Genomic DNA, 22285 nt, shown 5'->3' with positions numbered 1-22285 from the left:
CTTCAGATACTTCTTGATCGTGTTCCGCGATAATCCCGTCGCCCGCGCAACAGACCGGATGCTGCGTCCCTCAACCAATACCCATCGTCGGATCTTCGACACGCTTTCCATCAGTAACACCTGCTCTTTCCTCCGCACTTTTAGTGCGGATGTTAACGAAAACAGGTGGGTCAATTTTACTCGCTCATAACCCACCAAAGTGGGTCAATTTTGCACGCCGATTCACAATCCGGGGCGGATGATTGCAATCCCGTCGCACATAATCTGATCTCATTCGCAGATAATGTGAGTTTGGCACCCTGGATAGCGTCAAATAATTCGCGCGAGAATCCGGGATGTTTGCAATCCGAGCGCCGGATAAATGCAATTCACTACACCTATACCTTTCAGGCGCAGCATTGAGGTCGGAATAATCACGCCAGAGCGCTGCCCGAGATTGTAAGGAGGATCAATTTGGCCATGCCTTACTGTCACTTTAAGGCTTGCCCCAATCACCTAAAGCGCGCTCGCCCGTCTTCGGATGCCATTGGCAATCGATTCCGACAAAAGTTGAGGAAACCCAGCTGGCAGGTTGTCCACGGTATTTTGCAAGGCCGGCTCAAGCTGCAGAACGATTTCAGACAGAACTTCTTCAGCTAGCGCAAGCCCATACCCCGCCGCCTTGGCAGCCTGCAGGAAGTGCCGCGGCACAACCTCATTGATCCGGTAGTGCCCGTCCACGGCCATGGCGAGGCGCATCCGATTCTGGCGGATCTGTCCATCTTCAACGGCCTTCTGCGCACTCAATACATCATAGAGCGGCGTCATGCGGAAACCGCCAGGGCGCAGCGCGATGCTGAAATTCTTGGCATGCCCGTCCGTCGCCCCTAAGAGCCAAAACAGGACCTGTGCGCGGAAAAATGCGCGCTGATCAGCCTCCGGATCGTCGCTTCCGGTCAGCAGCCCAATCCCCTCCGCGATTCCCGGCCCGCCATCCATTTGATATTTCTGGCTGGGCGGCACGGAGAGCGCCTGGCAGAAGTCTTCCTGCGGGAGGCGGATCAACCGGCCGCCCCTGGTCCAGCGCCTGTCAAAGCGCGTCACCACAAGGCTTCGAACATCCTCGAAGTCCATGATTTCGACCTCAGCCACATCCATGCCCATGGCGTGGCAAAAGCTCATGCAGAAGAATTCGTTCTCGACGCTGTCGGAGAGATCAATGCCTGCTGGGAGCACACCGAGCTGAGTCTTTAGGATATGGGTCGTGGGGGTCATGCCCGAGGGCCGGATCCAATCGCCCTCATGGTGGAGCAGCGCGGTTTTCTCCTGCGCACCGGCTATGGAAATACGAAAGTCATCCTCTTCCTCAAGCCCCAGAGGAGCGCTCGCCAGGTTGCGCAGCATGCCGGCAATTTGCGCTTCCGTGACGGGCTCGCCTTCAAGTGCACCCGTCCCGGAGACCTCGCCCGCGGCGAACTGCAGCGCCCCTACGCAGTCGCGCCCGATCTTCTCCAGCATGTGCCACGCGTCAGTGCCGCCCGCGCGAACCCGCACGGCGACGCGCTCCCGGATTGCCTGATTGTCCGGAAGCAGATTTTCCAGATACGCGATGACGGGCCCGCCTTGGTGCGCCTCCTCGCGCAAAGGCAGGGAAAGCGAGATTGGCATGGCATGTTCCCAGGCCAGCCATTCCGGATCATAGGCAAAACTGATCGCGCCAGAACCCGCGAGACGCAGGGCACCAACCTTCCGCCCGTTCAGAAGCACCTGCATCACGCCGCCGCGCCCGCGTTTCGCCATCAGAAGATATCCTCAATTTCAACCGAGCCGCCACGTTCAACTAACTGGAACTCAAGCCCGAGGGCAGCCATAACGGTCAGCACTGTGGCCAGTTTGGTTCCTGAATCGCCATTCTCGAGCGATGAAATAGTCGCGACACGCAAATTGGTGCGTGCGCTGATATCGCTCTGTGTCCAGCCGCGCGCCTTGCGCGACCTGCGGAGTGCCTCGCCAATTTGTGAGGCTGTTCGTGCTGTGAGATCCATGACGCGGCCCTTTTACGCTGTAGCGTAAATCAAACAAAATTACGCTACAACGTAAAAATATGAAAATTACGCTACAGCGTAATTCCCTAGACGCAGGATCTGTAATTTGCGGAGCTCGGCGGTGTTTCCTTTGAGGGTTTCAAGGATCTGTCCGCACTGATTGCTGTGAGGCGATCCTGCTGTAGCGGGTTTCACAAGGCCGAACGTTGCATTGACTCGAAGCGGGCTCCGACACGAAAGACCGCCAAAACGTTTGCGACAGAGCCCTGAAAACAGCCATCTGCCGTTTCGAAAGCGGGAGAAAACCATGCACATGCAAGGCTTCCGATCTCCCGGCAGCCTGCAGCGCTTCATTACCGTTCACTCCGCCATCCGAAACTATTTCTCCGTTCCTGCCAGCCGCCGCAACGCCCTTGCCATTCGATATCATCGCCTCGACGCTATCGACACCTGAAGCGCCGCTGCGAGCATAGCCTGAAATCCGCAACCCCAGGGGCCATTTCTCAGCAACACCTCTTTAACGTGACATCACCCATTTGCCTTCCGCTTGCGATGTAGGCATGTTCGGTACACGAAGTGATCGGGGAGCCAGCGATGGCAGAGAAGACAAATGCGCTGCAGGACGGCTTCCTGACTGCGCTTGAGTTACAGAAGGTGCCGGCGACGGTTTTCTTGGTCAATGGTGTCAGACTGCAGGGCCATGTGGTGCGCCACGATCGCTATTCTCTCGCCCTGCAGCGGGCGGAACAGACCCAAATTGTTCTCAAATCTTCGATTTCCACGATCATGCCGAACGACGAATTAACTCTCTGAGGGGGCGCCGAGCTGTTTGGGCGTGATTGAGAAGGTCGAGACCTCGGCCTGTCATGCGCTCGTTTCGGCAGCATAGCCGTTCCAGAGACCGAAAGCATCGGCCTTGGCGTGGTGGTACAAAATGGCGGACAGTTGATAGCTGCGAGGACGAAAGCCGCGCCCATCATCGGATTTTCGTGCCCGGACCGTCAGCCCGACGGCGTACGGGCGGGGCCGCCCGCCTGCAGTCTTCTGGCGCAGCGGCCCAAGCAGATGCCCCGAAAGGGGTCCGTTGCAATAACGGTCTGAATGTCCGAGTTACCGGTCAGAAGCTATTGGCTTTTCAGGCCAATAACAGAACTGCGCGAGGCCCTCGGCCTGCCTGCCGTTCACGCACCCGGTGACGAGCGCTTTCAAACTTCAGCAAGGCTACAGTAAGCAGGTTCAGAGCCTTGTCGCGACGATTGTACAGTTCGCGGATGCGGGAGCCAGGGTGTCCGATGCTCCAATAGCTGTGCCGATGAGCCTGCGGAACGAGTTCGGATGCCTTAATAACTGCGGCGCGCCAGTCGGCCTCGGCTTTCTCGAAACGCAGGCTCGCTCTCACAAGAACGGAACGTCGCAACTGAAGGTCGGGGTGCATGTTTGCCTCCTGCAGTCAGAGAGAGCCGAAAGACGGACTCGCTCCTGAAGCGTAGCCAACCTGGCCGGATCCGGTCAACGCCCGCTTCAGGAGTGCTGGGCAGCATGCTGCTCATCGGTGTTTCAGGTCCGTTCGACCCCGGCCGCCTCCATTTCCGCCACGCTAGGGGCGGGTTCGGACATCAGGCCGCGTCGTGGTCCGGTGCCGGGCTTGCATCCACAACTACGATAGTCTCGATCTGACCGCCGTCCCGCAGGAGTGGTACCTTCTGCAGCATTCGCATGCCGACTAGGGTGGCACCGAGCAGAGATGCAATGAGAATCCGTCCCGGGGCAGGCGCCGGGCCCATGGACAGCACACCTGAGCGCGTGCCCTCGCCGCTGATCATGTAGGTGACATGGCATCCGGCCACGACGAGCTCCGGCGGGGCCGGCCACGGAGCGCCGCGAGAGATCCGCAGCTTGTGGCGCAGGAGCCCATTCAGAAGCGGGGGATTGGGCGCATTCTTGGTTCCGCGACGGTGAAGCAGGCGCTCAATGCCGAACCGGTCTTCGACAGTAAGAAAGAAGCCGGTCTCCACAGCGGAGCGCTCGAATAGCGATCGGAAGTCACTGCCCGCAGGCAGATGGGTTATCTTGGCAATGGTCACAATGCTTCTCCCAAGGCAACAAAGCCCGCATTCTCAATTCAAGGATGTGAGAAAGCCCCGGGTGGTCGTTGATGTGAACAAGCATGCAATTTTGGATCTGAAGCAGATTTGGTGCAGCCCAACCAGCTAAGCGCTATATATCGGTAGGTTTTGCAGGAGGTTGCCGATGGCGTCACAGTTTTCACGGCGGGATTTCCTGCCAGCAGGTCTCAAGGCCAACCAGGTTGAGCTTGTTGGAAACACGGTCCGGATCCACTCGCGTTCCGCCAAAGCCACGGCGGCGTGCCCGCGCTGCGGCACGGCTTCACGCCATGTTCACAGCAGGTACCGCCGGCGGCCTGCCGATCTTCCTGCGCATGGCCGGAAGGTGAAACTGGTCCTGCTGGTTCGCCGCTTTCGCTGCCGTGCTCCGCGTTGCCCAGCCAAGATATTTGCGGAGCGATTTCCACCGGACGTGACCCGGCCGCATGCGCGGCGTACCTCCCGTCTGCAAGGACTGGTCCGGCACCTCGGCCTGGCACTCGGCGGGCGTCCGGCACAGGCGCTCGCCGCACGGCTCCTGCTGCCAGTCAGCAAGGATACTTTCCTCCGCAGCATCCGGGACACGGCTGAGGCCTCAAGCAGTGATCTCCGCGTTATAGGCATTGACGATTGGGCTTGGCGGAAGGGGCAGCGATACGGCACTTTGATCTGCGATCTGGAGCGGCGCCGGGTTATTGACCTCCTGCCAGACCGGGAACCGGCCACGGTCGAGGCCTGGCTGCAGGCCCGTCCGGGGATTGAGGTCGTCGCCCGCGACCGCAACGGAGGCTATGGCGGTGCCGTCTCACGGGCCTTGCCAAAAGCGGTTCAGGTTGCCGACCGCTGGCACCTGTTAGAAAACGCGAGCGCGGCTTTCCTGGCCGCCGTACAACGTAACATGCCTGCCATCCGCAAAGCGATCGGAGCAAAGACACTGGATCCAAAGCTGCTGACGGCCGCTGAAAAGCTGCAATACGAAGGCTATCTGCGCCGCCAGCAAACCAACCGGATGGTTCGCCAAATGGCTGATGATGGCGTGCCGATCCGGCGGATCGTTCGCCAGACAGAGCTCAGCCGCCAGCTCGTCCGGCAGATTTTGCGTGGGGAACGCGAGGATGTTTTCCGCATCCGTGAGAGCAGTCTGACCCCTTGGCTGCCGCGACTGGAGCAGGAATGGGCGGGCGGCTGCCGGAACGGCGCCGAACTCTGGCGCCGGCTGCGGGCCGATGGTTTCCAGGGCAGCCTCCGTGTCGTAGGGGAATGAGCCACGCGCCAGCGCCGTGCCGAGCGGGCCGCGCCACCGGGCACAGAAAAATCGCCGCCCGCGCGCAAGATTGCCCGCCTCCTGACCTTGGGCCGGGATCATCTGTGCAAGGCGGATGCCATCCAGGTCGCAAGGATCGAAGCTTCTTTGCCTGCTCTCGCCACAGCCCGAAGGCTGACCGACCGGTTTACGGACATGATACGCAATGCTCGCGAAGACGAGCTGGAAGGATGGCTGAATGAAGCGGAAGACGGGCTGCTCGGTGCCTTTGCCCGCGGGCTGCGGCGCGATCAGGCAGCCGTCGCCGCGGCGCTTCGGGAACCATGGTCGAACGGGCAGACTGAAGGGCAGATTAACCGCCTCAAGACGCTCAAACGCCAGATGTATGGAAGGGCGAACATCGACCTGCTCAAAGCGCGGCTCGTTCAAGCGCTCTGATCTGAGGGAGGCCGAAGTTGCACCAAAACTGAGTCAGAGCCAAAGTTCCATGCCGATTGACAATTTGATCAACTGCTGGGGCGCAGCGGGATGCCACGGGAAGTCTACCAGAGAGAGTGAAACCAGTTGCGTTTCCCAGGCGGGATGTCTCTCTACCTTTCAATCTCCACGATTAGCAGTGCGGCACGGGATCTACTCGGAATAATCGACCTGCAGCTCAATGTCGGTGATGTAATTGGCGCCCATAAAGCGCCTGAAGCGGTCATGAAACCCCCGGGTGTGCGCATGTGCCAGCGCGTCCGCGCGCTCCACGTCGCGTGCTTCTATTGCGTCAATCATCTCATGATGCTCAGAACCGAGAAGCTCGTCTTCAGTGGACTCCTGAATGTAGTCGAAAAGCATGTGGAGAATGCGCCGCCCTTCATCCAAGAGCATCCCGTAGGACCGGGTGAAATACGGGTTGCGGCCGGCTTCGGCGACGGCCATGTGGAAATCCTTATTAGTGGCTGACATTTTCAGATGGCCGCCGTTCTTGCAGGCAACGTCAAAAGCTGCCGCCTTTTTCCGCATCCGTTCAATGTCTGCGGCCTGGCGGTGCTGGGCGGCCAACCGCATGGTGATGCGCTGATTAAGATCCAGGGCCTCAACGTAGCGGGGAAAATCCGCGAGGTTCACCGGTGCCACCAACGTTGACCTGTTCGACAGCATCTCCACCAGCCCGTCTGCCGACAGACGTATCAGAGCCTCGCGGATCGGTGCGCGTGACATCGTAAACCGCTGCGCCAGAGAGGTTTCATCCAGGGGCACACCCGGTTTCAGGTCCAGCGAGAGAATCTCCGTCTTGAGCACATCATAGACATGCTTTCCGCCGCCTCCCTTTGCTGGCTTGGCGGGCTGCTTGGCCTCTGCGGCGGTTTTTGCGCTCATGAATCGGCCTTTCTTCAACAGGTTCCGTGGTCCAGCAGATAGCGGAAATAGTGCCTGAAACAAATCTATTGACTTGTCGCCACAGTGTCGACAACAATCATGTCAACAAAATGTCGACAACGGTGGAGGATAGTATGGCGACGAACATGAAATGGCTTGGAGCAGCGGCTGGCGGTGTGTTGACGCTGGCGGCAACCGGTGCGGCCGCGGAAGGCCGCCTTGGCACAGTCCTGGAGAGGGGATCGCTCTTGTGTTCAGGTCACAACGGGTCGTTCCTTGGCTTTGCGGAAGTGGATGACCAAGGCCAGTGGAAGGGGGTCGATATCGACCTTTGCAAAGCTCTGGCAGCCGGACTCTTTGGCAAGTCCGAAGGCCATTTGGAGATTGTGCCAATCAGCTGGGCGCAGCGCTGGCCTGCGCTTCAGTCAGGCGACATCGATGTGGTGATCAAGGTTTCCGGCTGGACCCAAAGCCGGGATACCGAGCTGAACCTTTCTTATTCCACCCCCTACTTCATCGGCGCGTTTCAAGCGATGGCGAAAGCTGACTTGGGGGCGGAACGGATTGCCGACCTCGACGGCGGTTCGCTTTGCGTGGCCGCCGGCACTTCTACCGAGCGCGCGCTGGCGACCTTCCTTGAGACCAACAATATCGAGGCCGAACTGCTGACCTTCGAAAATGGCGACGAACTCCGGAATTCCTACTACGAAGGCCGTTGCGATGCGATGGTGGAGTGGGCGCCCTCGCTTGCCGCAGGCCGGGTCGACGCACCGGACGGTGCCGACAACCACGTCATCCTGCCTGATGTCATCGCGCTGGAAGCTGAGGGCATAATCGTGCCCGAAGGCGACCCGGACTGGCTGGATGTGCAGAACTGGATGCTGTCCTCTCTGTGGTTCGCTGAGGTGGAGGGCATCACTTCCGAAAATGTGGACGAGTTCAAGGCCAACCCGCCGTCGGAAACAGTGGCCAAGTTCCTTGGCAATACGCCTGGCTATGGTGACCGCCTGGGGCTGTCCAACGACTGGGCCTACAACATGATCAAGGAAGTCGGCAACTTCGCCGAGATTTATGACCGCAACATCGGCGAGGGCTCCCCCTACGGACTGCCGCGCGGCGTGAACTCACTCTACAATGCGGGCGGTGTCTTTTATCCGTTCATCATCGACTGATGATCCCCTGGCCCGGCTCACGGCCGGGCCCCCTCCCTTTAATCCGCCGTGTGGAAGGAGCAGGCTATGGCTGCCATCCTCAAGGACAGGCGCGTACGGGAAACCGTGCTGCAAGGCGCCTTTGTCGGATCCATCATCCTGGTTGTAGTTGTTTTCGCCGTGACCGCTCGAGCCAATCTCGAGGCGCAAGGGCTTACTTCGGGCTTCGGGTTTCTCGAGCGCTCGACCGGCTGGCGGATCAGCTTCTCGTTGATCGAATACTCAACCTCCTCGCCTTACTGGAAAGCAATTCTGGTTGGCATACTGAATTCCTTGTTCCTAGGTGCCATCGCTCTGCCCCTGGCTACGATCCTTGGTGTTACCGTCGGTGTGATGCGCACTTCCGGCAATGGAATGGCAGAACTGGTCGGTGCTACTTTTGTTGAGCTGTTCCGAAATGTGCCGCTGATCCTGCAATTGCTTTTCTGGTATGCGCTTCTTCTGGCGCTGCCCTCGCCACGCGACGCCGAGCCGGTGCTGGGAAGTATCGCCCTGACCGGGCGGGGTATTTATGTTCCGGGCCTCAACGTCGCAGGGGGGGCAGTCTTTGCCGCAGCACTTATTCTGCTCCTGGCGTTCGGTCTTTCGCTTTGGCTCAAAGCGAAGCGCTGGCCCAATCTTCACCTTAAAGACGCTGGGCGCGAACGCGGTGGCCTGTGGGTGCTGGCACTGCTGGCCGTGGTTGCAGCCTTTTGGCTGGGCCGCCTTCCTGAAACCCCTTTCCTCAGCGTTCCAGAACCAAAGGGTCTCAACTATCGCGGCGGCATCCGCATCTCTCCGGAGCTCATGGCCTGTGTCATTGCCATTTCGATCTATGGGGCTGCCTATATAGCCGAGATTGTGCGCGCCGGGTTCAATGCCGTCCCTAAGGGGCAAGGCGAAGCCGGGCACGCCTTAGGCCTGACGAACTGGCAGATCTTCAGCCGCATCCGTCTGCCGCTGGCGATCCGTATCGTCATGCCGACGCTGATCAACCAGTATGTATGGCTGTTCAAGGCCACCACGATTGGCATTGCCATCAGCTTCACTGACTTCTTCATGGTGATTTCGACCGCAATCAACCAGTCGGGCCAGACGCTCGAACTGATCGCCATCCTGATGAGCGGCTTCCTGATCATCAACTACTCCATTGCCTGGGTGCTGAATCGCGTCAACGCAGCGATCAAGCTCCGCGGCACCCAGCTGAGGATCTGAGGCCATGCCGGCACATCATCCTGTCATACCCGCCGAACTGCCGCGCCAGAATGTGCTGACCTGGCTTCGCAGCCGCTACTTCGCAACCCGCCGCGACGCCGCTGTTACAATCGTTTTCGCAGCCTTTGTGGCTTGGATCCTTTGGTCGCTGATCGGATGGGCACTGCTTGATGCAACATTTGCTCCGAATGCGGGCGAAGTCTGCCGTGAAGACCTGCATGGAGGTGCCTGCTGGTCGGTCGTTTCCACGCGCTGGCGCATCGTCCTGTTCGGGCTGTACCCGTTCGAAGAACAATGGCGTTCGGCCATCGCCTGTATCGTCATGGTTATCGTTGCTGTCCTGTCCTGCCTGCCGTGGTTCTGGTCGGCCAAGCGCCTGCCTCTGCTTTGGACTGCCGGCTTCGCCATTTTCTATGTGCTGATGCGCGGCGGCTTCTTCGGCTTGGCCGAGGTGACCGAGCAGAACTGGGGCGGACTGTCGCTGACAATCTTCATCTTTGCCGCCGTCAGTCTGCTGGGCATGCCGCTGGCCATCGTTTTCGCACTCCTGCGCCGTTCCAGCCTGCCCTGGATCGCACGGACCATGGCGCTTGTGATCGACGTGATCCGCTCGCTGCCGCTTTTGTCGATCATGTTTACCTTCGCCATCGTGCTGCCCTTTGTGCTGCCGGAGGGGCTGACGGGCGACAAGCTTTACCGTGTTATCGTCGGCTATGCGCTTTTCTTTGCCTGCTACCAGGCTGAAATCATCCGCGGAGGTATGCAGGCGCTGCCCGCCGGTCAGGAGGAGGCCGCAAAGGCGCTGGGGCTCGGTTACTGGCACCGGATTGGCTATATCATACTGCCGCAGGCCTTCCGCAACGCCTTGCCGCCGACGATCAACCAGTTCGTCATAACCTTCAAGGAAACCTCGTTGGTCACCATCATCGGTTTCTTTGACGTGATGGCCTCCGGCCGCGCCGCGTCCGGCACCGCCGATTGGAACTTCGCCGTGGTCGAGATGTACGTCTTCGTCGGCCTGATCTTCTTCGTCTTCGTCTTTTCCCTGTCGCGCTACGGCGCCTATCTCGAACGCCGCCTTGGCGTCGGCCGCCGGTAAAGGAGGCATCCCATGACCGAACCCGCCATCCGCATCGCCAGCATGCATAAATACTACGGCAGCTTTCACGCCCTCAAGGATATCAACCTGGAGATCGCCAAAGGCGAAAAAGTAGTGATCTGCGGACCGTCAGGCTCCGGCAAATCCACCTTGATCCGCTGTATCAACCGGCTGGAAGAACACCACTCCGGCGTCATCGAGGTGAACGGGACACCGCTGGATGACAATGTCGATAATATCGACGAAATCCGCCGCGAGGCCGGCATGGTGTTCCAGAACTTCAACTTGTTCCCGCACATGACCGTTCTGGAAAACTGCACGCTTGCCCCCGTGCTGGCCCGCAAGATCGATCGCGGCGCGGCCGAGGAAACCGCGATGCGCTATCTCGCGCGGGTCAAGATCCCGGAGCAGGCGCACAAATATCCCGGCGAATTGTCCGGCGGTCAGCAGCAGCGGGTGGCGATCGCCCGGGCGCTGTGCATGGCGCCGGAAATCATGCTCTTTGACGAGCCGACCTCGGCATTGGACCCGGAGATGATTTCCGAAGTGCTCGATGTGATGGTCGGGCTGGCAGAGGAAGGCATGACCATGGTCTGCGTCACCCACGAGATGGGCTTTGCCCGCCAAGTTGCTGACCGGGTGATCTTCATGGCCGAGGGGCGAATCATTGAGCAGGCGCCGCCTGATCAGTTTTTCGACAATCCGCAGAACGAGCGGACCCGCACTTTTCTCAGCCAGATCGTGGGGCACTGAAGCCGTGGACAAGCCGAATATCATCCTCTTCATGGTCGATCAGCTCACGTCTTTTGTGCTGAACGCCTATGGCGGCAGCGTTTGCAAGACGCCCAACATCGACGCGCTGGCCGCCCGCGGCACAGTGTTCGAGCACGCCTATTGTCCCTATCCGCTGTGTGCTCCGTCGCGGTTCGGAATGATGGCAGGGCGTCTGCCTTCGCGCATCGGGGCCTATGACAACGGGGCCGAATTCACCGCCTCCACCCCAACCTTCGCCCATTACCTGCGGGCAAACGGCTATTACACCTGTATCTCCGGCAAGATGCATTTTGTCGGCCCCGACCAGTACCACGGGTTCGAAGAGCGCCTGACAACCGAAATCTACCCGGCCGATATGTCCTGGACGCCGGACGCCGATTTCCGCGACTACAATAAGGACGAGGAGCGTACCTATACCTTTGGCGTTTCCACCATCGACACCGTGCGTGATGCCGGACCCGTCGCCCGGTCGATGCAAATCGACTATGACGAGGACGTCATCCATCATGCCGTGCGCGAGCTCTATACCCGCGCGCGCAGCGACGACACCCGCTCCTTCATGATGACGGTCTCACTGACCCATCCGCATGATCCCTATGTCACCACACAGGAATACTGGGACCGCCACCCTGAGGAAGCCATTGACGCCCCGAAGGTGCCGTACATCCCGGTAGAGGAGCGCGACCCCCACAGCCAGTCGCTATTCTACCACTACGGCCAGGATAGATGCGCTCTGGATGACCAGGACTACAGCAACGCGCGGCGCGGCTACTACGGGATGATTGCTTATGTCGATGACCTGTTCGGCCGCCTGATGCAGGCACTGAAGGATAGCGGTTACGCGGATAACACTGTGGTGCTGTTTGCCTCCGACCACGGCGACATGATCGGCGAGCGCGGTATGTGGTTCAAGAAGACCCTGTTCAACCCTGCTATTCAGGTCCCGCTGATCATCGCTCACCCTGAACACGCCCCGGGGCGGGTGGGCGCACCTGTCTCGCTGCTGGATATCTTCCCGACCCTCCTGGACATCGGTGGCATTACCGGCAGCGCCATCAAGACACCTCTGGACGGCCGCAGCCTGGTGCCCGCCCTGCGCGGAGAAGCCCTAAGCGGCCCGGTCTTCGCCGAACACATCGACGGCGGCACCTCCGCGCCCCGCGTCTGTGTACGTGACGGCGAGAAAAAACTGGTGCTCTCCCGCGCTTACCCGCCGCAGTTTTATGACCTCGCGGCCGATCCCCTGGAGATGGTCAACCTGGCAGGTCAAGGCAGCCAGGATGAGGCCCGCCTGACAGAGCTCGCCGAACAGACCTGGCCGCTCGATACCATGCTGGAAGACGTGATTGCCAGCCAGGTGAAGCGCAAACTGATCGACAGCGCCCTTTCCACCGGCCGCGAAGAAATCTGGGACTTCACACCCCGGCCTCTCACCCAGAACACCAACTATGTGCGCCGCGGCGATGCGTTCCCGGAAGTGGAGCAACGCGGCTATCTCCCCTACAAGAATGGAAGGACCTTCTCATGAGCTACAACGTCAAACTTTCGGGTGTCATGCCGGCCCTCGTTACGCCCTTTGGCGCGGATGGCAAAATCGATTTTACCGCGTTCGAAAAACTGCTGACCCATTTTCGCGAAGCAGGAGTGACCGGATTGGTGCCGAACGGATCGACCGGAGAATACTTCAGCCAGTCCAATAACGAGCGCCGCCAGGTGCTGCAATTCGTCAAGGATTTTTCGAATGACGACGAGATCCTGATTGCAGGCACCAACGCCCCGGCCACCCGCGAAGTGATCGAACAAACCGCCATGGCCAAGGAAATTGGCTATGACAATGTGCTGCTGGCACCACCTTTCTACACCCGCCCGACCCAGGAAGAACTGATCAGGCACTACGAGACAGTTCTGGCAGAGGTCGACGTGAATCTGGTGCTGTACTCCTACCCGGCCAAGGACGGTGCCGACATCAGCTTTGAGCTGATGGATCATTTTGCCGACAATCCGCGGGTTATCGGTATCAAGGAAAGCTCCGGTGTGCTGCAGCGCGCCATCGATATCGCAACGCGGTATGAAGACAAGATCCAGCTTGTGTCCGGCTCCGACGACATCGCGCTCGACTTCATGCTCTGGGGCGCTGACAGCTGGATCTGCGGTCCGTCCAATTTCCTTGCCAAAGCGTGCTGCGATCTGGATCGTGCTTACAAGGCCGGTGAACTGGACCGCGCCAAGGAAATTATGGCCAAGCTGTATCGTGTCATGAATATCCTGGAATCCGGCAAGTTCGTGCAAAAGATCAAATACGGCTGCGAGCTTCAGGGTCTGCCTGTGGGCGAATGCCGTGCGCCGCTTGGCCCGCTCACGGATGAGGAAAAGGCTGCGTTGAAAGAGGCGCTGGAGCCGGTACTGAATCTGTAATCTCTCCCCGACTGGGGGCGGCCCTGAGGCTGCCCCCGCCTCTTTCGGATGCGACACACATGAACAAGACTGTGATCATAGGCGCGGGGATTATCGGGTCCGCGCTGGCATATGAGCTGCAGAAACGCGGACGCCGTGTCACACTCATCGACCCGGAAGAACCCGGGTCGGGGGCATCGTTTGGCAATATGGCCTCGATCGCGGTGAGTGAGTTTATGCCGGTGGCCCGCCCGGCGGTGTGGCGGCAGATGCCGGGCTGGCTGATGGATCCCGAAGGTCCGATCAGAGTACGTCCTGGTTACATGCCGCATCTGATCCCCTGGTTTGCCAGATTTATGACAGCCAGTCTTCCTTCCCGCGTGCGCGCTTTGGAACAAGCCGGGGCGGCATTGTGCCACCAGTCCTTGTCCGACACGGAGGCACTCTTGTCCGAAATCGGGCTGGCGGGTCACATATCAGAAACGGGCTGCCTGACACTTTATGCCGATGAGGCAGAATTCCGGGCAGATGCCGAGCGGATCGCCATGCTCGACCGCCACGGGTTCGGTTACGAAGTTCTGGACAGAAAAGCACTTGAGGCGCTTGAGCCTGCGATTGATGCGAAGATCAGTAAAGCCATCCTTTTACCCGACAACCGCACGGTGCGCGATCCCTTCGCCATCGTCATGCGGTTGATTGAGCGGTTCACAGCGGCAGGCGGGGAGGTTCTGCGCGCCGCTGTAACCGGCTTCGGGCGATCCAGCCGGATCAATTCCGTGCAGCTCGATGACGGCACATCTGTTGCGGCGGATGAGGTGGTGCTTTGCGCAGGCGCTTTCACGGCGCGGCTTTCGAAACTTCTGGATGAGCCGATGCCGCTGGAGACCGAACGGGGCTACCATACCCAAATCATGGAGCCGGGCCTGACGCTCCGGCACTCGGTTATCTGGCCTGCCAAAGCATTTATGGTGAGCCCAACCGCAGGCGGCATCCGCGTCGGCGGAACCGTCGAAATGGCCGGGCTGGATGCGCCGCCCGACTACAGGCGCGCAAAAATCACGGTGAAGCGCGCCAGGGAAGCCTTGCCTGGATTGCAGCTGAAAACCACCAGTGAATGGATGGGGCACCGGCCGGCGTTTCCCGACACCGTGCCCCTGATGTCGGCCTCGGCCAAAACGCCCGGAGTGTTCTATTCCACTGGCCACGGCCATCTTGGCTTGACCTATGCCGCCACCAGCGCGCGGCTGATGACGGATCTGATCACGGGGGCGGCGCCTGCGCTCGACATGTCCCCCTACAGCATCACCCGCTTTTGAGGAGATACCGGAATGAGCGATAGAGTTTGCATGATCGTAGGGGGCGGCCGCGGAATGGGAGCGGCGGCTGCCCGCGAAATGCACGGACGTGGCTACCAGCTGGCTCTGATGTCACCGTCAGACAGCTGTGAGAAACTGGCAGCAGAACTGGATGGTGTCGCGTGCCGGGGTGTCGCCGAGAATGCCTCGGACACCCAGGCATTGTTCGATATGACGATGTCCGCCTATGGCCGCATTGATGCGGTGCTGATCCATGTCGGGGGGCCGCCTAAGGGCGATCTGCTGGAAATTACCGAAGAGGATTGGGACAAGGCTAATGACATGGTGCTGAAGCCTGTCATCCGCATGGCCAAGCTGGTCACTCCGGTCATGGAACGGCAGGGTGGCGGTTCGATCGTCTGCATCACCACCTATTCAGCTTTCGAGCCCAGTCTGATGTTCCCGACATCCAGCGTTTACCGCGTGGGTGTTTCGTCTTTCGCCAAGCTTTATTCAGACCGTTACGGCGTCTCGAACATCCGCATGAACTGCCTGCTGCCCGGCTTTACCGACAGCCTCGACCTTCCGGAGAAGTTCGCCGGGCTGTCCTCTTTGAAACGGCTGGGCCGGGCCGAAGAACAGGGAAAGGCAGCAGCGTTCCTGCTGTCTGACGACAGCAGCTATATCACTGGCCAAAGCCTGCGGGTGGACGGCGGTGTAACGCGCAGCATGTAAGGACAGATCAATGAAGAACCAGCTTTTCATCAATGGTAAATGGACCGCTGCCGCCTCGGGCGAAATGTTCGATGTGGTGGATCCCTCGAACCGCGAGGCATTTCACCAGGTTGCGCGGGGGGCTGCAGCAGACATTGATGCAGCCGTCAAAGCGGCCCGTGCGGCCTTCGACACCGGCCCCTGGCCGCGGATGAGCGGCGCTGAGCGTGCTGCGATCCTGCGCAAGACGGGCGATGAAATCACCCGCCGCACCGATGAACTCGCTCGTCTGGAAGTCCGTGACAACGGCAAGCCCCTGCCGGAGGCGGTCTGGGATATCGAAGACACCGCCGGCTGCTTCCACTTCTACGCGGACCTGGCCGAGCGGCTGGACAACAGCGCCGAACAGGACATCGAACTGCCGATGGTCGAATTCACTGCCAAGGCAGTCAAGGAGCCGGTAGGCGTTGCAGGCGCCATTATTCCCTGGAATTTCCCGATGCTCATGGCTTCGTGGAAGGTAGCCCCGGCGCTGGCTGCAGGCTGTACCATGGTGCTGAAGCCCTCCGAATTGACCCCGCTTACGGCGCTGGAACTGGGCGAAATCGCCACTGCAGCAGGTTTGCCCGCAGGGGTTCTGAATATCGTTACCGGCTTTGGCCCTGAGGCCGGCCAGCCGCTGACCGAACACCCCGGTGTGGACAAGCTGGCGTTTACCGGATCTGTGCCCACGGGTGCCCGCATCATGGCCACGGCCGCCCAAGAGATCAAAACCGTCAGCCTGGAGCTGGGAGGCAAGTCTCCGATGGTGGTCTTCGGTGATGCGGATATCGACGAAGCCGTGGAATGGATCATGTTTGGTATCTTCTGGAACCAGGGCGAGGTGTGCTCTGCCACTTCCCGCGTTTTGATCGAGGAGACCATCTATGAACCGCTGATGGCCCGGCTCAAGGAGGAGGCGCAGAAGATCAAGATCGGCCACGGGCTGGAGGACGGTGTACTGCTGGGGCCGCTTGTCAGCCAGGGCCAGCACGAGAAGGTGCTCGCCGCCATCGAACGCGGCAAGGCTGAGGGCGCCAAGCTGGTTTGCGGCGGCGGCGTGCCAGCGGGGCTGGAGCACGGCTGCTATGTGGAACCCACCGTCTTTGCCGATGTGCCAACGGAGAGCTGGATCTGGAACGAAGAGATCTTCGGTCCAGTCGTTTGCATCCGCCCCTTCACGACCGAGGAGGAAGCAGTCGCTTTGGCAAATGACTCCCGCTTCGGGCTGGGCGCAGCCGTCATGTCCAATGATCTGGAGCGCGCCAACCGCGTGGCCCGCGCCTTTCGCGCGGGGATCGTCTGGGTAAACTGCTCGCAGCCGACATTCACTCAGGCGCCCTGGGGCGGCTACAAACAGTCTGGCATTGGCCGTGAGCTGGGCGAATGGGGGCTGAACAACTATCTCGAAACCAAGCAGATCACCACCTACGACCGCTCAAAGCCTTGGGGCTGGTACATAAAGGACTGACGCCATGCGCTGGACACGCACCCTGCAAACCGTTGACGTTCATTGTGCGGGTGAGATCGGCCGCGTGGTGACCGGAGGCGTCCTGAATATCCCCGGGGCCACCATGGCGGACAAGCTCGACTATCTGAACAAGACGGACGACAGCCTGCGCCGGTTCCTTTGTTCCGAGCCGCGCGGAAACCCGGCGGGCTCTTTCTGCCTGCTGCTGCCCGCCACCACGCCCGAGGCGGATGCGGGGTTCATCGTGCTGCAGCCGGATCAGGCGCATGCAATGTCTGGCTCCAACGCTATGTGTGCGGTGACGGCCATCCTGGAAACCGGCATGAAAGAGATGGCGGAGCCGGAAACTGTGGTGGTGCTCGATACCGCAGCGGGGCTGGTGCGTGCTGTGGCCGCTTGCGATGGCGGCAAGGTCACCAGAGTGGCGCTCGATATGCCGCCCTCCTTCGTCGCCAAGAAGAGCGGGGTGATCGAGACCCCGGAATGGGGGGCGGTTACTTATGACCTCTGTTTTGGCGGCGTCTTTTACGCGCTGGTGGATGTGGAACAAACTGGTCTCACGATCACACCGGAAAACGCCCGTGACCTGGCCGTGAAGGGAGTCGCTCTGCGCAATCGGATTGCAGAGGTGGAAGACCCGGCGCATCCAACTATCCCTGCGCTCAACGGCCTGGCCTATGTCATGTTCCGCTCCATTGATCCCGACGGGGTGATCCGCACTTGCACCACGCTCCGGCCCGGGCGTGCGGACCGCTCGCCCTGCGGGACTGGTTCGAACGCCAACATGGCTGTGCAATATGCGGAGGGCCGCGTGAAACCTGGCGACGTGCTGACCTCCCGCTCGATCATCGGGGGGGAGTTTATCACCGAATTTCTCGGCGAAACCGAGGTTGGGCCCTACGCAGCTACACAAAACCGCGTGTCCGGACAGTGCTGGATTTATGCCATCAGCCAAATCGGCCTGGATCCGACTGACCCTTTCCCTCAAGGCTTTACTCTGTCCGATACCTGGGGCGGTTGAGCTGCCAGTTCGGACAACAGCGGGCAGGGCATAAGCAGAAAGGAGGCCAAACACCATGAAACTCGGCTTCATAGGAACCGGTGTCATAACCGAAGCCATTGTAACCGGCCTTATAGCGGCTGAGTACCCGGCTGCCGGGATCATTGTCTCGGAACGCAGCCGCGAGGTTTCCACCCGCTTGGCTGCGGCATCGGGCCGGGTGCGCGTTACCTCGGACAATCAGGAGATTGCGGACCAAGCCGATGCGGTGTTTCTCGCGGTGCTGCCCCAGGTGGCGGAACAGGTCCTGCGTCCGATACGGTTCCGCAACGGGCAGAAGGTGGTCAGCCTGATTGCAACCTTGACTCATGACCGCCTTTACAGCTGGATCGGTGACGGGGTGGAGATCACCCGTGCCATCCCACTGCCGGCGGTTGCAGAGCGGCGCGGTGTAACAGTGCTCTACCCGGCATCCGGACAGCTCTCCGGTCTGTTTTCCTGCCTGGGAACCGCCATCACGGCTGACAGCATCGCCGAGTTTGATGCCTACGCCGCCGCAAGCGCCCTGATGGGCACCTATTTCGGGGTGCTTGAAACAGCAACAGGCTGGCTCTGCGCGCAGGGCTGCGCCGAACAGGATGCGCAGGCTTATCTCACCGGCGTCTTCCTGGGCCTTGCCCGGCGTGCGGAACAGGACACAAGCAGCAGCTTCAGTGAGTTGCGCGTAGCACACTCCACTCCCGGAGGGCTTAACGAGCAGATGTACGACGAATTTGCCGGTGCAGGCGGCAACAGCGCGCTGACAGCCGCGCTCGACAGCGTCGCCGCGCGGCTGCTGGCGGCAAAACCTCTGTCTCGCCGTGATGAAGAACTCTGAAATGCAAACGCTTTCTGGAAAGACTGTCCTCGTCACTGGCGCCACCGGCACAATCGGTGCGGCAATCGCGAGAGAACTGGCTGCGGAAGGAGCCCGGCTGATCCTGCATTTCGGCCGCAACCGCGCCGCAGCGGAAACTTTGGCGCAAGAGCTGGGCAACGGCGCATTCTGTGCCGAGGGCGATCTCTCCACCAAAGAAGGGCCTGATTTGATGTGGCAAGAAGCCCTCGCCAAGGCCGGTGAAATCAACGCTCTGGTCAACAATGCAGGCATCCTTTCCCACATAAAAATCGCCGACCCGCTGGAAGACTGGCACACGGTCTGGGCGCGGGAGATGCAGGTGAATTTTCATGCCGCTGCGGATCTCTGCCGGGCTGCCATTCTCCACTTCCGCACCATTGGAGGCGGCAGGATCGTCAATATCGCCTCCCGCGCCGGGCAGGGCGGATACCGGGGGGATGCGATGCCCTATGGCGTCTCCAAGGCTGCGCTCATCAATCTGACGCAGTCCATCGCTGGCAGCTTTGGCAGCGAGGGGATCAGCGCCGTTGCCATCGCGCCGGGCTGGGTCCGTACCAGCATGGCCGAGGCCTATATGGCCAAACATGGCGCTGAGGCCGCCTTGGGGGGCATCCCTATCCGCAAAATGGCAGAATCTGCGGAAATCGGCGAACTCGTTTCCTTTGTGCTGCGCGGCTCCCAGCACTCCCTAACCGGCGCCGTCCTCGACGTGAACGGCGCAAGCCAGATGAGGTGATCATGGCAAACCGCTTCGAAAACAAAACTGTCATTGTGACCGGCGGCGCTGGCGGGATCGGCGACGCAATCTGCCGCCGTTTTGCCTCCGAAGGTGCCTTCGTATGGGTTGCCGACAGTAACGCCGCTGCTGCTGAGGCATTGGCTGCGTCGATCCGGGACGCCGGTGGGCAGGCTGATATTGGAGCATTGGATCTGTGCGATGCGAACGCCATCCACGATTTCGTGGCCGAAATCACCAATGCAGGTCAGACCATCGACGTGCTGTGCAATAACGCGGGGATCAACCGGCGCGGCGCCCTGATGGAGCTGACACCACAGGACTGGTCCCTCTCGTTCAAGGTCAATGTCGACGCCATTTTCCATATGTGCCAAGCTGTGGTGCCCCATATGCAGCGGCAGGGCGGCGGCGCCATCGTCAACACCGCCTCGCAATGGGGACTGCATCCCGCACCCGGGCATATCGCCTATAACACCACCAAGGCTGCTGTGGCCGCCTTCACCCAGAACCTTGCTCGCGACTATGCCAAGGACAAGATCCGGGTGAATGCAGTCTGCCCCGGGGAAGTCCGCACGCCAATGCTTGAAAGCAACTTGGCGCGCACTGGCCGGTCTCTGGAGGAGCTCAATGCACTGGTGCCCTACGGGCGTATCGGCGAGCCGGAAGAAGTTGCCGCTCTTGTCGCCTTCCTGGCATCAGACGAAGCCCCCTATCTTTGCGGTTCGCTGATAGAAATCACCGGTTCGCAAGCGGTAGCCTGACGAAAACAGCATTCATCTGATACTGGTTACGGGCAGATTTTTTATCCGGATCAGGCTGAGAAACACCGGAATCAGCCGGATAACAAGTGGAGTCGCGGTCTCAATAAAATGCCTACGGGCATTGGTGGCTGCGCGGCGAACGTGTGTGCGGCCTCGTACAGAAACTATCTCATGCCGGTGGCGCGGTGATTTGAGGGGTGAAACTGCTCTTAACAAAGGATGGCGTTTGCGAAACGTTGCAAGTCCCGCGAATACCAGCATGAGGGAGTGTCCTGAAGTCTGTGTATCTGGCCCGGCCCATGCGGTTTCAAATACTCAAGCGTCGAAGCGCTCGCCGAACATAATGGCGAACTGATTGCGGGCCGCAAACCATTCCCGGACGTTCCGGCCATCCTTCTCAAATTTTCGTATGGCGAGATAGATCAGCTTGGTCGCGGCTTCATCGGTCGGGAAGGAGCCACGCGTCTTGATTGATTTCCGGATCACGCGGTTCAGGCTTTCGATGGCATTTGTAACCGGTTTGAAGATCCCGGTGCCGATGTTCGGCCCCGATCCTTGGATCAGAGTGTATACTGCGAGCATCCGGGACAGAGGCACCGGGAGCACGAAGGTGCGGGCAGGCCGATGCATTCGATGAGCTGCGAGCTCGAGTTAGTAGCTGGCCGCCTCTGCGACTCGCCCGGTTGCGCCGAGAGCGCGAAACCGTAGTTGTCGTGTCGCCCGCCGCTCCCGCTTTTTGTCACTGGCAAGGGAAGCGCGCATGCGACGCGTGATTGGCATCGATATCCACCGCACCTTTGGGGAGGTGGTGATCTGGGAGAATGGCCTGACCCGGCACGAAGGCCGGGTCGAGATGACCCGCACGGCCCTGGAGGGGTTCGGCAGGCAACTCAAGAAGACGGACGAGGTGGTGATCGAGGCGACCAGCAACTGCATGGCGGTGTCCCGGATCCTGTCGCCTTATGTGAAGCGGGTGGTGATTGCCAACCCGCTTCAAGTCAAGGCGATCGCCCATGCCCATGTGAAGACCGACAAGGTCGACGCCGGGACGCTGGCCAGCCTGCATGCGGCCGGCTACCTGCCGGAAATCTGGACCCCGGATGCGGCGACGGAACGGATGCGCAGACTGGTGGAGCGCCGCTATCAGGTTGTCCGGCACCGGACCCGGATCAAGAACGAGGTGCATGCCATCCTGCATGCGCATCTGATCCCGAAATGCCCGCATGCCGATCTCTTCAATAAGCGCGGCCGCGACTGGTTGGCGCGTCAACCGATGCCGGAGGATGAACGGGCCGCGATTGCGCGTTATGTCCGCGAGCTTGACCGGCTCGGAGAAGACCTTGCCCAACTCGACCGCGGCATCGCCCAGGACGCCTTGGAGGACGAAGAGATCCAGCGCCTCCTGACAATCACCGGGGTCAATCTGGCGGTCGCCGCGGGGCTGATGGCGGCGATCTGCAGCATCGAGCGGTTCAAATCGCTGCAGAAACTGGTGAGCGATTTCGGGTTGAACCCGCGTGTGCGCCAGTCCGGTCTGGGGCCTGCCCACCATGGCCGGATCAGCAAGGTCGGCCGCAGCCATGCCCGCGCCATGCTGGTCGAGGCGGCCTGGGCCGCGGCGAAAGCACCGGGTCCGCTGCGGGCATTCTTCATTCGTATCAGGGCGCGGCGCGGACATCTGTCAACGCCGTTTCAATTTTCCCCAAAAGTGCCGAAGTAAAATTCCCCACTTGCTCGGTCCCGGTGATCAGCCGGCGTTAGTGATCAGCGGCTCCATTCCTTGTCTTTGGCGGTCGCCCGCGGCGCTTCGGCGGAGGCGGGGGAGCGATCGGGGCGTTGGCGCGGACATGCTCGGGTATGAGGTCGGCATGGCTGCGCAGGCGGTAGCTGGCACCTTCGATCTGTATGACCACAGCGTGGTGGTATGACCACAGCGTGGTG

The 22285-nt window shown here is 60.4% G+C and carries 21 protein-coding genes and 4 pseudogenes; 17 read left to right on the top strand and 8 right to left on the bottom strand.

The genetic code is table 11. From position 1 onward, the window contains the following. The 3 genes from GKC28_RS26950 to GKC28_RS23570 all read right to left on the bottom strand — a co-directional run. Window positions 1–120, bottom strand: a 120-nt coding sequence (locus tag GKC28_RS26950; protein WP_368041165.1) for a helix-turn-helix domain-containing protein, incomplete at its 3' end; no start/stop codon positions are given. 375 nt (window positions 121–495) lie between these two features. Beyond that, window positions 496–1779 (bottom strand): type II toxin-antitoxin system HipA family toxin, encoded by a 1284-nt coding sequence (locus tag GKC28_RS23575; RefSeq protein WP_174149400.1) that lies wholly within the window; start codon window positions 1777–1779, stop codon window positions 496–498. Continuing rightward, a complete protein-coding gene (locus GKC28_RS23570) occupies window positions 1779–2024 on the bottom strand; it encodes a RodZ family helix-turn-helix domain-containing protein (RefSeq protein ID WP_027233664.1) in 246 nt (81 codons plus the stop codon). The genes GKC28_RS23575 and GKC28_RS23570 overlap by 1 nt, the downstream gene beginning before the upstream one ends. Window positions 2025–2292: 268 nt before the next feature. Here GKC28_RS23570 and GKC28_RS23565 point away from each other — a divergent pair. Together GKC28_RS23565 and hfq are read left to right on the top strand one after the other, a co-directional pair. Next, a pseudogene (locus GKC28_RS23565) lies at window positions 2293–2478 on the top strand (IS6 family transposase); the annotation flags it as partial. A gap of 140 nt (window positions 2479–2618) precedes the next feature. Then, the gene (gene hfq, locus GKC28_RS23560; RefSeq protein WP_174149399.1) at window positions 2619–2837 is read left to right on the top strand and encodes an RNA chaperone Hfq; all 219 of its coding nucleotides are present in this window, start codon (window positions 2619–2621) and stop codon (window positions 2835–2837) included. Window positions 2838–2888: 51 nt separating this feature from the next. Here hfq and GKC28_RS26590 read toward each other — a convergent pair. The 3 genes and pseudogenes from GKC28_RS26590 to GKC28_RS23550 form a co-directional block, all read right to left on the bottom strand. Continuing rightward, a pseudogene (locus GKC28_RS26590) lies at window positions 2889–2990 on the bottom strand (IS6 family transposase); the annotation flags it as partial. 169 nt (window positions 2991–3159) lie between these two features. Then, on the bottom strand, window positions 3160–3459 hold the full coding sequence (locus tag GKC28_RS23555) for a hypothetical protein (RefSeq protein ID WP_174149398.1): 300 nt from the start codon (window positions 3457–3459) through the stop codon (window positions 3160–3162). A gap of 181 nt (window positions 3460–3640) precedes the next feature. Further along, window positions 3641–4108: a hypothetical protein gene (locus tag GKC28_RS23550; RefSeq protein WP_174149397.1), complete on the bottom strand. Its 468-nt coding sequence runs from the start codon at window positions 4106–4108 to the stop codon at window positions 3641–3643. A 166-nt stretch (window positions 4109–4274) separates the two neighbouring features. On the opposite strand from GKC28_RS23550, the pseudogene GKC28_RS23545 reads away from it, so the two are divergent. Beyond that, window positions 4275–5831, top strand: a pseudogene (locus GKC28_RS23545) (ISL3 family transposase). A 192-nt stretch (window positions 5832–6023) separates the two neighbouring features. Here GKC28_RS23545 and GKC28_RS23540 read toward each other — a convergent pair. Next, window positions 6024–6821 (bottom strand): GntR family transcriptional regulator, encoded by a 798-nt coding sequence (locus tag GKC28_RS23540; RefSeq protein WP_217434200.1) that lies wholly within the window; start codon window positions 6819–6821, stop codon window positions 6024–6026. Window positions 6822–6892: 71 nt separating this feature from the next. Here GKC28_RS23540 and GKC28_RS23535 point away from each other — a divergent pair, with 71 nt between their 5' ends. From GKC28_RS23535 to GKC28_RS23475, 13 genes are all read left to right on the top strand, one after another. Beyond that, window positions 6893–7930, top strand: coding sequence for a transporter substrate-binding domain-containing protein (locus GKC28_RS23535; protein ID WP_217434199.1), 1038 nt, complete (start codon window positions 6893–6895; stop codon window positions 7928–7930). Between the two features lie 66 nt (window positions 7931–7996). After that, window positions 7997–9163 carry an amino acid ABC transporter permease gene (locus GKC28_RS23530; RefSeq protein WP_083194215.1) on the top strand — a complete coding sequence of 389 codons (1167 nt, stop codon included), beginning with the start codon at window positions 7997–7999 and terminating at the stop codon, window positions 9161–9163. 4 nt (window positions 9164–9167) lie between these two features. Then, the gene (locus GKC28_RS23525; protein ID WP_065268308.1) at window positions 9168–10262 is read left to right on the top strand and encodes an amino acid ABC transporter permease; all 1095 of its coding nucleotides are present in this window, start codon (window positions 9168–9170) and stop codon (window positions 10260–10262) included. Window positions 10263–10274: 12 nt separating this feature from the next. After that, complete coding sequence (locus GKC28_RS23520) at window positions 10275–11015, top strand: amino acid ABC transporter ATP-binding protein (protein ID WP_174149396.1); 741 nt, start codon at window positions 10275–10277, stop codon at window positions 11013–11015. Window positions 11016–11019: 4 nt separating this feature from the next. Continuing rightward, window positions 11020–12564, top strand: a complete 1545-nt coding sequence (gene betC, locus GKC28_RS23515; protein ID WP_174149395.1) for a choline-sulfatase — start codon at window positions 11020–11022, stop codon at window positions 12562–12564. Further along, window positions 12561–13451, top strand: a complete 891-nt coding sequence (gene dapA / locus GKC28_RS23510; RefSeq protein WP_174149394.1) for a 4-hydroxy-tetrahydrodipicolinate synthase — start codon at window positions 12561–12563, stop codon at window positions 13449–13451. Before betC ends, dapA begins: the two co-directional genes overlap by 4 nt. A gap of 59 nt (window positions 13452–13510) precedes the next feature. After that, window positions 13511–14746, top strand: a complete 1236-nt coding sequence (locus tag GKC28_RS23505) for an FAD-binding oxidoreductase (RefSeq protein ID WP_174149393.1) — start codon at window positions 13511–13513, stop codon at window positions 14744–14746. 12 nt (window positions 14747–14758) lie between these two features. After that, the gene (locus GKC28_RS23500) at window positions 14759–15460 is read left to right on the top strand and encodes an SDR family oxidoreductase (RefSeq protein WP_174149392.1); all 702 of its coding nucleotides are present in this window, start codon (window positions 14759–14761) and stop codon (window positions 15458–15460) included. A 10-nt stretch (window positions 15461–15470) separates the two neighbouring features. Next, window positions 15471–16949 (top strand): aldehyde dehydrogenase family protein, encoded by a 1479-nt coding sequence (locus GKC28_RS23495; protein ID WP_174149391.1) that lies wholly within the window; start codon window positions 15471–15473, stop codon window positions 16947–16949. A 4-nt stretch (window positions 16950–16953) separates the two neighbouring features. Continuing rightward, entirely contained in the window at window positions 16954–17970 is a 1017-nt protein-coding gene (locus GKC28_RS23490) for a proline racemase family protein (RefSeq protein ID WP_174149390.1), read from the top strand. A 55-nt stretch (window positions 17971–18025) separates the two neighbouring features. Beyond that, window positions 18026–18826, top strand: a complete 801-nt coding sequence (locus GKC28_RS23485; protein ID WP_174149389.1) for a pyrroline-5-carboxylate reductase — start codon at window positions 18026–18028, stop codon at window positions 18824–18826. Window position 18827: 1 nt separating this feature from the next. After that, a complete protein-coding gene (locus GKC28_RS23480; RefSeq protein WP_217434198.1) occupies window positions 18828–19583 on the top strand; it encodes an SDR family NAD(P)-dependent oxidoreductase in 756 nt (251 codons plus the stop codon). Window positions 19584–19585: 2 nt separating this feature from the next. Further along, window positions 19586–20344 carry an SDR family NAD(P)-dependent oxidoreductase gene (locus GKC28_RS23475; protein ID WP_174149387.1) on the top strand — a complete coding sequence of 253 codons (759 nt, stop codon included), beginning with the start codon at window positions 19586–19588 and terminating at the stop codon, window positions 20342–20344. 315 nt (window positions 20345–20659) lie between these two features. Here the strand turns inward: GKC28_RS23475 and GKC28_RS23470 are convergent. After that, window positions 20660–20857, bottom strand: a pseudogene (locus tag GKC28_RS23470) (transposase); the annotation flags it as partial. A 247-nt stretch (window positions 20858–21104) separates the two neighbouring features. Between GKC28_RS23470 and GKC28_RS23465 the strand changes: the two are divergent. Then, the gene (locus GKC28_RS23465; RefSeq protein WP_254604377.1) at window positions 21105–22064 is read left to right on the top strand and encodes an IS110 family transposase; all 960 of its coding nucleotides are present in this window, start codon (window positions 21105–21107) and stop codon (window positions 22062–22064) included. Window positions 22065–22285 lie beyond the last annotated feature (221 nt).

Source organism: Leisingera sp. ANG59, from assembly GCF_013317235.1.
GTDB lineage: Bacteria > Pseudomonadota > Alphaproteobacteria > Rhodobacterales > Rhodobacteraceae > Leisingera.
Note: the sequence above shows the minus strand (reverse complement) of the source record. Positions and strands in the feature narration are given on the sequence as shown.

Coding starts and splice junctions, on each gene's coding strand:
- GKC28_RS23575 (WP_174149400.1), bottom strand. CDS start 1,779: ATGGCGAAACGCGGGCGCGGCGGCGTGATGCAGGTGCTTCTGAACGGG.
- GKC28_RS23570 (WP_027233664.1), bottom strand. CDS start 2,024: ATGGATCTCACAGCACGAACAGCCTCACAAATTGGCGAGGCACTCCGC.
- hfq (WP_174149399.1), top strand. CDS start 2,619: ATGGCAGAGAAGACAAATGCGCTGCAGGACGGCTTCCTGACTGCGCTT.
- GKC28_RS23555 (WP_174149398.1), bottom strand. CDS start 3,459: ATGCACCCCGACCTTCAGTTGCGACGTTCCGTTCTTGTGAGAGCGAGC.
- GKC28_RS23535 (WP_217434199.1), top strand. CDS start 6,893: ATGGCGACGAACATGAAATGGCTTGGAGCAGCGGCTGGCGGTGTGTTG.
- GKC28_RS23530 (WP_083194215.1), top strand. CDS start 7,997: ATGGCTGCCATCCTCAAGGACAGGCGCGTACGGGAAACCGTGCTGCAA.
- GKC28_RS23525 (WP_065268308.1), top strand. CDS start 9,168: ATGCCGGCACATCATCCTGTCATACCCGCCGAACTGCCGCGCCAGAAT.
- GKC28_RS23520 (WP_174149396.1), top strand. CDS start 10,275: ATGACCGAACCCGCCATCCGCATCGCCAGCATGCATAAATACTACGGC.
- dapA (WP_174149394.1), top strand. CDS start 12,561: ATGAGCTACAACGTCAAACTTTCGGGTGTCATGCCGGCCCTCGTTACG.
- GKC28_RS23505 (WP_174149393.1), top strand. CDS start 13,511: ATGAACAAGACTGTGATCATAGGCGCGGGGATTATCGGGTCCGCGCTG.
- GKC28_RS23500 (WP_174149392.1), top strand. CDS start 14,759: ATGAGCGATAGAGTTTGCATGATCGTAGGGGGCGGCCGCGGAATGGGA.
- GKC28_RS23495 (WP_174149391.1), top strand. CDS start 15,471: ATGAAGAACCAGCTTTTCATCAATGGTAAATGGACCGCTGCCGCCTCG.
- GKC28_RS23490 (WP_174149390.1), top strand. CDS start 16,954: ATGCGCTGGACACGCACCCTGCAAACCGTTGACGTTCATTGTGCGGGT.
- GKC28_RS23485 (WP_174149389.1), top strand. CDS start 18,026: ATGAAACTCGGCTTCATAGGAACCGGTGTCATAACCGAAGCCATTGTA.
- GKC28_RS23480 (WP_217434198.1), top strand. CDS start 18,828: ATGCAAACGCTTTCTGGAAAGACTGTCCTCGTCACTGGCGCCACCGGC.
- GKC28_RS23475 (WP_174149387.1), top strand. CDS start 19,586: ATGGCAAACCGCTTCGAAAACAAAACTGTCATTGTGACCGGCGGCGCT.
- GKC28_RS23465 (WP_254604377.1), top strand. CDS start 21,105: ATGCGACGCGTGATTGGCATCGATATCCACCGCACCTTTGGGGAGGTG.